This is a genomic window from Curtobacterium pusillum, from assembly GCF_007673235.1.
GTDB lineage: Bacteria > Actinomycetota > Actinomycetes > Actinomycetales > Microbacteriaceae > Curtobacterium > Curtobacterium pusillum_C.
The window spans coordinates 492,457-501,191 of sequence record NZ_VDZH01000001.1 but is presented as its reverse complement, the minus strand read 5'-3'; the positions used below and the strand labels follow the sequence as shown (position 1 = coordinate 501,191).

8 protein-coding genes are annotated in these 8,735 nt (G+C 73.5%); 3 read left to right on the top strand and 5 right to left on the bottom strand.

Annotated elements, in window-relative coordinates; translation table 11 throughout:
• Window positions 1-13 precede the first annotated feature (13 nt).
• From FS532_RS02295 to phoA, 3 genes are all read left to right on the top strand, one after another.
• Window positions 14-427, top strand: coding sequence for an SIP domain-containing protein (locus FS532_RS02295; protein ID WP_079236002.1), 414 nt, complete (start codon window positions 14-16; stop codon window positions 425-427).
• A gap of 129 nt (window positions 428-556) precedes the next feature.
• A complete protein-coding gene (locus FS532_RS02290; RefSeq protein WP_070418937.1) occupies window positions 557-1,054 on the top strand; it encodes a Dps family protein in 498 nt (165 codons plus the stop codon).
• A 170-nt stretch (window positions 1,055-1,224) separates the two neighbouring features.
• The gene (gene phoA, locus FS532_RS02285; RefSeq protein WP_144749944.1) at window positions 1,225-2,916 is read left to right on the top strand and encodes an alkaline phosphatase; all 1,692 of its coding nucleotides are present in this window, start codon (window positions 1,225-1,227) and stop codon (window positions 2,914-2,916) included.
• A gap of 119 nt (window positions 2,917-3,035) precedes the next feature.
• On the opposite strand, the gene FS532_RS02280 is transcribed toward phoA, so the two are convergent.
• The 5 genes from FS532_RS02280 to FS532_RS02260 all read right to left on the bottom strand — a co-directional run bounded on the left by FS532_RS02280 (window position 3,036) and on the right by FS532_RS02260 (window position 8,703).
• Window positions 3,036-3,698 (bottom strand): response regulator, encoded by a 663-nt coding sequence (locus tag FS532_RS02280; protein ID WP_144749942.1) that lies wholly within the window; start codon window positions 3,696-3,698, stop codon window positions 3,036-3,038.
• Window positions 3,695-4,957, bottom strand: a complete 1,263-nt coding sequence (locus tag FS532_RS02275) for a sensor histidine kinase (protein ID WP_144749940.1) — start codon at window positions 4,955-4,957, stop codon at window positions 3,695-3,697. The genes FS532_RS02280 and FS532_RS02275 overlap by 4 nt, the downstream gene beginning before the upstream one ends.
• A complete protein-coding gene (locus FS532_RS02270; protein WP_186321874.1) occupies window positions 4,954-5,682 on the bottom strand; it encodes a DedA family protein in 729 nt (242 codons plus the stop codon). The genes FS532_RS02275 and FS532_RS02270 overlap by 4 nt, the downstream gene beginning before the upstream one ends.
• 121 nt (window positions 5,683-5,803) lie before the next feature.
• A complete protein-coding gene (gene rfaE2 / locus FS532_RS02265; protein WP_186321873.1) occupies window positions 5,804-7,297 on the bottom strand; it encodes a D-glycero-beta-D-manno-heptose 1-phosphate adenylyltransferase in 1,494 nt (497 codons plus the stop codon).
• Entirely contained in the window at window positions 7,294-8,703 is a 1,410-nt protein-coding gene (locus FS532_RS02260) for an aldehyde dehydrogenase family protein (protein ID WP_144749936.1), read from the bottom strand. Before FS532_RS02260 ends, rfaE2 begins: the two co-directional genes overlap by 4 nt.
• Window positions 8,704-8,735 lie beyond the last annotated feature (32 nt).

Below are 8,735 nucleotides of genomic sequence, written 5' to 3'. Positions count from 1 at the left end.
TTACCGTTGGGGCATGGCACGGACCCGGCGACAGCCCAGCGAACGCATCCTCATCGCCGGCGGCGTCGACGACCTCCCCGAGATGACCCGCATGCTCGAGGACCTGCCCGAGAACGCCTACGGCCAGGTCTTCGTCGAGGCAGCCCTCGCCGAGCAGGTCCGCACCCTGCCGGCGCCCCCGCGCGTGACGGTGACGTGGCTGCTCCGGAGCGCCCGTACCTCGGCGGTGGCACCCCTCGTCTTCGCCGACCACGGCGAGGCCCTCGCGCACGCCGTGACCGGGTGGGCCGCCGAGTGGTGCGTCGCCGACTGCGAGCCGCGCACGAGCGTCTGGATCGGGTGCGCGGACAGCCCCTGGGTCGAGCGCGCGCGGTCGGTCGTGCAGATCGAACTCGCCGACGCGGGGTTCGACACGCTCGTCGGCTGACAGGTTAGGTCAGCCTCCGCTTCCTTGCGGCATACAAAAGAAGCGGGCACTGTTGTCACCATCGGTTGCACGCCACTGGACAGGACAGGCCCAGCGGCCCGGTGTAGCCACGAGGCAGGAGGAAACGACATGACCAACACCACCAGCACCACGCCCACCACGTCCCCGTTCTCGACGACGCCGGAGCTCGCCGCTGGGGTGGCGCAGTTCCTCGCCCCCGTCGTGATCGACCTCGAGGCGCTCGTCGTCAACGGCAAGCAGGCCCACTGGCACGTCCGCGGCCGCAACTTCGTCGGCGTGCACGAGCTCCTCGACACCATCGTCGAGCACGCCCAGGAGTGGGCCGACCTCGCCGCGGAGCGCATCGTCGCCCTCGGACTGCCGGTCGACTCCCGCATCGCGACCGTCGCCGCGAACACCACGATCCCGCCGCTGTCCGAGGGCTTCCAGAACTCCGACGTGACCATCACCGAGGTCATCGCCGAGATCGACGCCGCGCTGCTGCAGGTCCGCCGCGCCGTCGAGGGGCTCGACGAGGTCGACCTCAACAGCCAGGACGTCGTCATCGAGATCGAGCGCGGCCTCACCAAGGACCGCTGGTTCCTGCAGGCGCACCTGGCCGCGTAGACGCGACCGAGAACCGGACGGGAGGCGCGGTGCCAGCTGGCACCGCGCCTCCCGTCCGTCTGTGGTCCCGTCCCGTTCACGCGACGGACCATGCCCGTTCACCCGGCTGTACCCACGCACAGCCATCCTCGGATGGCACCCGTTCGGGGCACAGACGAGGGGAACACGCAATGCAGCACACTCCGCAGCGCCGCCGTCGCGCGGCGCTCGCACTCGGCGCCGCGCTCATCGCCGGCGCGGTCGCACTGCCCGGCACCGCCGAGGCCGTCGGGCAGCTCGCACTGAGCCAGCACGGGGGCGCCCAGCGTCACCAGGGCGACCAGACGCACTCGATCCAGCAGGAGATCAAGCGGGCCGGCGCGAAGAACGTCATCCTGCTCATCGGCGACGGGATGGGCGACTCCGAGATCACCATCGCGCGGAACTACCAGTACGGCGCGGCCGGTCGGCTCCCGGGCCTGGACGCCCTGCCGCTCACCGGCTCGTACACGACGTACTCCCTCTACAAGGACGGTGCCGACAAGGGCAAGCCCGACTACGTCACCGACTCCGCGGCGTCCGGCAGCGCCTGGGCCACCGGGACGAAGACCTACGACGGCGCGATCTCGGTCGACGTCGACGGGAAGCAGCAGAAGACGCTCCTCGAGCTCGCGAAGGCGAACGGCTTCCGCACCGGCGACGTCTCCACCGCCGAGATCCAGGACGCCACCCCGGCGGTCCAGGTCGCCCACGTCGGCGTGCGCTCCTGCTACGGGCCGGACACCGCCTCGTGCGGCACCGACGCCCTGCAGAACGGCGGACTCGGCTCGATCAGCGAGCAGCTGCTGAACGCCCGCCCGGACCTCACCCTCGGTGGCGGCTCGGCGAGCTTCCAGCAGACCGCGAAGGCCGGACAGTGGCAGGGCTCGACGCTGTTCGCCCAGGCCGCGGAGCGCGGCTACCAGGTCGTCTCGGACGCCGACGGCCTCGCGGCCGTCCGTCGGGCCGACCAGACGAAGCCCCTGCTCGGGCTGTTCACCCCGGGCAACTTCCCGACCCGGTACGCCCCCACCACGGCGACCGTCGGTGGAGCGGACCAGGCACCGGTGCAGTGCACGCCGAACCCGGCACGGCTGTCGACTGGGCTGTCGCTGCAGTCGCTCACGAACAAGTCGATCGACCTGCTGGGCCGTGATCGCGCGAAGACCGGCAAGGGCTTCTTCCTGCAGGTCGAGGGCGCGAGCATCGACAAGCAGGACCACGCCGCCGACGCCTGCGGCCAGATCGGCGAGACGATCGACTTCGACGAGGCCGTGCAGTCCGCGCTGGCCTTCGCCAAGAAGGACGGCAACACGCTCGTCATCGCGACCGCCGACCACGCGCACTCGAGCCAGATCGTCGACAGCACGCCGCCGACCTCGCTCTCCACGGCGCTCCGCACGGCCGACGGCACCACGATGAAGGTCTCGTACGGCACGGCCGGCGCGGGCAGCTCGCAGCAGCACACCGGCACGCAGGTGCGCATCGCGGCGTACGGGCCCGGTGCCGCGAACGTCGTCGGGCTCTCCGACCAGACGGACACCTTCTTCACGATCCGCGATGGCCTGCGGCTGAGCGACGACCTCGCGTCGCTCTCCCGCGGAGCGCGCATCGACCTGTCGGTCGGGGCCCCGCGTCCGAACCAGCGGGTGACGCTCACGGGGTCCCGGTTCGCCGGTGACCGCCAGGTGCGGGTCGCGGTCGGCTCGACGGACCTCGGCACGGTCGACGTCATCGACGGCACGGCGACGGTGGCGTGGAAGGCGACGACGGGCAAGTCGACGATCACCTTCACGGGCGTGCAGTCCGGCAAGCAGGCGTCGAAGCAGGTCCGCGTCCGCTGAGGCGTGTGGTCGTTCCGCGCGTAGGAGGTCGTTCCGCGCGTAGGGGGTCGGAAGTTCCTGCCTCCTACGCGCGATTCGGCTTGCTACGCGCGATTCTGCCTCCTACGCGCGGATCAGACTCAGGGTGCCGGGGTCACCAGGCCGGTCTCGTAGGCCAGGACCACGGCGTGCACGCGGTCCCGCAGCTGCAGCTTCGCGAGGATCCGGCCCACGTGGGTCTTCACGGTCTGCTCGGCGATGAACAGGTCGGCTGCGATCTCACCGTTCGACCGGCCGCGTGCGACGAGCAGGAACACGTCCCGCTCCCGGTCCGTCAGCACGTCGAGCACCTCGGTGCGCGGTTCAGCCGGCAGCGGCCCAGCGACGAACGCCTCGACGAGGTGCCGGGTCACCCGCGGGGCGAGCAGCGAGTCGCCCTCGGCCACGGTGCGCACGGCCTGCACGAGTTCGTCGGCGCTGGCGTCCTTGAGCAGGAAGCCGCTCGCCCCGGCCCGCAGGGCGTCGAACACGTAGTCGTCGATGTCGAACGTCGTGAGCATCACCACGCGGACGGGTCGGTCGGCGGGCGCCGCGGTGATCCGCCGGGTCGCCTCGATCCCGTCGAGCTCGGGCATGCGGACGTCCATCAGGATCACGTCCGGCTGCAGGCGGAGCGCCTCGACGACCGCGTCGGCACCGTTCACGGCCTCGCCCACGACCTCGACGTCGTCCTGGGCCTGGAGGATCGCCCGCAGTCCCATGCGGAACATCTGCTGGTCGTCCACCACCATCACACGCGTCATCGGCTTCCTCCGTCGGCCGCCGGTCCACGGACGGGCCGTGTCGGTCGGGTGGGCAGGCCGACCGCGACGCGGAAGCCGCCGTCCGGGGTCGGCCCGTGGTCGATCGTGCCGCCGAGCGCAGCGACCCGCTCCCGCATGCCCGCGAGTCCGAAGCCCCCGTCGTCCGGGGGAGCGGCAGGGACGGTGCCAGCGGGGGGTGCGGTGTTGGCGACCTGGACCGCGAGGGCCGAGCCGTGCCTCCCGACCGTCACCACGGTGGACGCGCCGGGCGCGTGCCGGGCCACGTTGCCGAGCGCTTCCTGCACGACCCGGTAGACGGTGAGCTGCGCGAGCCGGTCCACGTCGTCGTCGGCCGCCTCGTCCGCGTCGAGGCGGAGCTCGACCGGGATGCCGGCAGCCCTGGTCGCCTGCACCAACGCCGGCAGGTCCGCGAAACGGGGCTGCGGAGCGCGCTCCGCGTCGGCATCCCCGCGGAGCGTGCCGAGGAGCTGCCGCATCTCGCGGAGCGCCGTGCGGGAGGTCTCCGCGATGGCGGCGAACTCCGCGCGCGCGTCCGGGGCGAGGCCGGCGACGCGGTACGGGGCGGACTCGGCCTGCATGTGCACGACCGACATGCTGTGCGCGACGACGTCGTGCAGCTCGCGGGCGATCCGGGAACGCTCCTCGACCGAGCGGCGCCGAGCCTGCTCGAGTTCGGCGTCCCGGCGGGCTTCGGCGAGTTCCTCGCGGATGGACCGGCGCTGCCCGATCACGATCGCCGCCGCGGCCAGGATGAGCGTGTCGCCGGCGGTCACCACGAAGCTCGTGGCCCACACGTCCGCCTGCCCCCAGCGGCCCGGGGCCACCGCGACGAGCACCAGGACGAGCACGGCCGACGCCGCCCAGACCGTCGCGGTGAGTCGCCAGGTCGATCGCACGCCGAGCACGACGAGCAGCACGCTCAGCCCGATGATGCCCGTCACCGGGACCGGCCACGGGCCGGCGGTGCTCGGGGCCGTCAGCAGTCCGAGGGCCGCCAGGCCCGCGAGGTGGGCGGTCGACGACGCCCGGGGGAACAGCGGCGCGAGGCCGATGCTCACGGAGAGCACGGCCGACACGAGCATCGACAGCGGGACCGGCACGTCGTAGAAGATCGACGTCACCGGGGCGGCGACCGTGAAGAGGGTGACCGCGATGACGACCAGGCCGACCCGGATACCGATGAGCACCCAGGACGGCCGGATCCGGTTCGGCGGTGCGGTCACGGGCGGTGCGGTCACGGGCGGGCGATCTCTCCGGTGGGGACGATGCGGGTGGTGGGCCGGCCGGCCCGGGTGTCGGGGACCTCGGACCGCTCGGGCGCGGCGTCCGCGACTGCCGCTGCCGCGGCAGCGGCTGCGGCACGGGCGTCGCGCTTCCGGGTGACTCTACCGATGACCCGGTCGACCGCGATGCCGAGGCCCGCGGCGACGACCATCGAGACCAGCGCCGCGACGATCGGCTCGTGCAGGACGCTCGACGCGGCGAGGGCGATCCCGATCGACGTCGCCGACCAGGCCAGTCCGGCGAGCGAACTGATCGCGAGGAACCGGCGGTAGGGGAGCCGCGTCGCACCGGCGGTCGTGTTCACGGCGACCCGGCCGACGGGGATGTACCGGCCGATGAGGATCAGGCTCGCGGAACGCCGCTGCATCTGCCGCTCGGCGAACGCGAACGCGGCGGCGATGCGCGGGCGCTTCGACCGGGCCAGCCGGGCGAGCCCGATCCGACGTCCGATCCAGTACGCGATCGAGTCGCCGGCGATCGCCCCGAGTGCGGCGACGACGAGGACCCCGGCGAGGACCGGCTGGCCGGAGGTCGCGGCGATGGCGGCGACGGCGACGAGGGCGGACTCGCTCGGCACCGGCGGGAAGAACCCGTCGACGAGGCACAGGGCGAAGAGGACGACGTAGACGAGCGGACTCGCGGCCAGCTCGGTCACGAGCGGGGTGATCTGGTCGAACACGGGTGGCTCCCTCCGCCGACGGACCTCGCCGACGGGTTCGACGCTACGGAGCCGACGCAGCGCTGCCATCCCGCCCGGGTCTCGACCACCCCCTACCGCGGTATGACTTCGCGGTGGCCGGTCAGGCTGGCGCCTCGGGGTCCGTCGCCGCGGCGGCCTCGCGGATGCGGCGCACGACCGCCGTCGTGGAGTGCTCGGGGACGTAGTCGACCATGACCACCTCGCCGCCGTACCCCCGGACCACCTCGGTCTCGCGGAGCATCTCCGGGGAGTAGTCGCCGCCCTTGACGTAGACCTCGGGCCGGAGTCGCTCGATCAGCGGGATCGGCGTGTCCGTGGCGAACACGGTGACCAGGTCCACGCAGGCGAGGGCCGCGAGGACACCGGCGCGGTCCTCGGCGGTGTTGATCGGCCGCTCCGGTCCCTTCAGACGCCGCACCGAGTCGTCGTCGTTCAGCGCGACGACGAGCAGGTCGCCGAGGTCCCGTGCCTGCCGCAGGTACGTCGTGTGCCCGCGGTGGACCACGTCGAAGCACCCGTTCGTGAACACCACGCGGCGTCCGTCCTCGCGGGCCCGCTCGACGGCCGCGGCGAGCTCGTCGTGGTCGACCACGGTCGCGGCCGGCGCCGTCACGGAGTCGAGGAGGGCCGCCGCGGTGCACACCGACGTCCCGGCCTCGCGGACGACCACGTCGGCGGCCGCCTGCGCGACGGAGACCGCGTCCCGCAGCGGGGCGTGCACGGCGAGCGCCACGGTCGCCGCGGCGCAGAACGTGTCGCCGGCGCCGGACGCCTGCTGCTCGGACGCGGGGACCGCCCGGGTCCGGAAGCCGGCGTCCGCGCCCTGCTCCAGCAGCACCGTCCCGTCGCGGTCGAGCGTGACGACGGCCGCGCGGGCACCGGTCGTCCGGAACACCTCGTCGCGGGCGTCGACGATCGCGGGGACACGGTCCGGACCGGTGCCGAGGGCGCGGCCGAGGAGTGCGGCCGTCTCGCCGGCGTTCGGCGTGACGAGGTCGGGTCGGAGCGCTGCCCAGCGGGTGAGGTCGTGCGCGTCGACCACGACGGCACCCGGGCGGTCGACGTCGAGCACCGGCACGACGTCGGACGCCTGCACGCCGAGCCCGTAGTCGCAGACCACCGCCGCGTCGGCGCAGCGGATCGCTCGGCGGACGGCAGCTGCCAGGAGCGTTCCGTGGTCGGCGGTCGGTGTCGCGGCGATCTCGTCGACGCGGACGACCACCCGGTCACCGCCGACGACGCGGGACTTCGTGGTGGTGCGGGTGTCCGGCACGACGACCATGTACGACGTGTCCACGCCGGCGGCGTCGAGGCGCTCCCGGAGCGTGCGGCCGGCCTCGTCGTCGCCGAGGAGCCCGACCACGCGGACCCGGGCACCGAGGGCACGGGCGTTCACCGCGGTGTTCGCCGCGCCGCCGGGCACGGCGACCGTGCCGGTGACGCGCACGACCGGTGCCGGCGCCTCGCGGGAGACGCGCTCGGCCTCGCCCACCGTCCAACGGTCGAGGATGCAGTCCCCGATCACGACGACGAGCGGTTCGCGGTCGTCGACCGCGGCGACGAGGTCCCGGACGATCCGGACGTCGGCGGTCACCGGGCACCACCGGGAGCCGTCGTCGGCGGAGCCGGTTCGAGGTGCACGACGGTGGTGGTCGTCAGCTCGTCGAGCAGGTGCGGGCCGTAGCCGTACCCGGCGCCGGACGCACCGCGGGGTTGGGCGCTGCCGCCCGGGGCGCCCCCGAAGACGGCGTTCACCTTCACCGTGCCGACGGGGAGTTCTGCGGCGGCCCGGAGCGCGTGTCCGGTGTCGTTCGTGAGGACGGTCGCGGCCAGGCCGTACCGGTCCGCGGCGGCGAGCCGGAGGCCCTCGTCGAAGTCGTCGACCACGCGGACCGGCGCGATCGGTCCGAACGTCTCCTCGGTCATGACGGTCATGTCCTCGGTCACGTCGGTGAGCACGGTCGCCGGGTAGAACGTCCCGACGCCGTCCGGCGTGGCCCCGCCGGTGCGCGCGGTGGCGCCGCGGCCGAGGGCGTCGTCGACGTGCGACTGCACCGTGCGGCGGAGCCGGTTGTCGACGAGGGGACCGTACTCCGCGGCCGGGGCCGTCGTGCGACGCTCGGCCTCGGCGACGAGCGCGGCCACGAACGGATCCGCGATCGCCCGGTGGACGTACACCCGCTCGACGCTGGTGCAGATCTGTCCGGTGTTGGCGAAGGCGCCGAGTGCGACCTGCGCCGCGGCCCACGTCGGGTCCACGTCGGCGTCCACGATGACGGCGTCGTTCCCGCCGTTCTCCCGGACGACGTGGGCGCGGGTGCGGACGGCGACCTCGGACAGTCGGTCGCCGGTCGAGGTCGAGCCGACGTGCGCGTAGACGTCGATGCCCTCCTGCTCGAGCAGCAGCTCGCCGGTGGCGGCGTCACCGTCGACCCCGACCAGGACGCCGTCCGGCAGGACCTCGGCGAGCAGGGCGTTGAGACGGGCGATCGTGGCGGGGGAGCGCTCGCTGCCCTTGTGCACGACCGTGTTGCCGGCGACGATCGCTGCGCCGAGGATCCCGCACGCCACCGCGACCGGGTCGTTCCAGGGGGTCAGTGCGAGGACGACACCCCGCGGGTGCGGCACCGCCCAGTCCGCGGCACCGAACGAGCCGCGGAGGGCCTCACCGCGGTGCACGGGTCCGAGCTCGGCGTACTGCACGAGCGTGCCGATGCCCGCCTCGACGCCGCCCAGCGCGTCACCGGGCACCTTTCCGGTCTCCCGCGTGTTCAGGTCGGCCAGCTCCTGCGCGTGCTCGCGGACGCGCTGGGCCGCCGCGTGCAGCAGGGCTCCGCGCTCGGCCGGCGCGGTCCGAGCCCAGGCGGGCGCGGCCCCGCGTGCACGGGCGACGGCGTCGCGGACGTCGGCCTCGCTGGCGCGACGGACACGGGACGCGGTCGACCCGTCGACCGGGTCGGTCACGACGAGGTCCTCGGTGGCGGTGAGTGCGATCGTCATGGGTTCCTTCCGGGTTCGAGCGGGAGTCTGAC

What these genes read in the sequence shown, in the direction of transcription:
- FS532_RS02295 (WP_079236002.1), top strand. Translation starts at nt 14, where the DNA reads ATGGCACGGACCCGGCGACAGCCCAGCGAACGCATCCTCATCGCCGGC.
- FS532_RS02290 (WP_070418937.1), top strand. Translation starts at nt 557, where the DNA reads ATGACCAACACCACCAGCACCACGCCCACCACGTCCCCGTTCTCGACG.
- phoA (WP_144749944.1), top strand. Translation starts at nt 1,225, where the DNA reads ATGCAGCACACTCCGCAGCGCCGCCGTCGCGCGGCGCTCGCACTCGGC.
- FS532_RS02280 (WP_144749942.1), bottom strand. Translation starts at nt 3,698, where the DNA reads ATGACGCGTGTGATGGTGGTGGACGACCAGCAGATGTTCCGCATGGGA.
- FS532_RS02260 (WP_144749936.1), bottom strand. Translation starts at nt 8,703, where the DNA reads ATGACGATCGCACTCACCGCCACCGAGGACCTCGTCGTGACCGACCCG.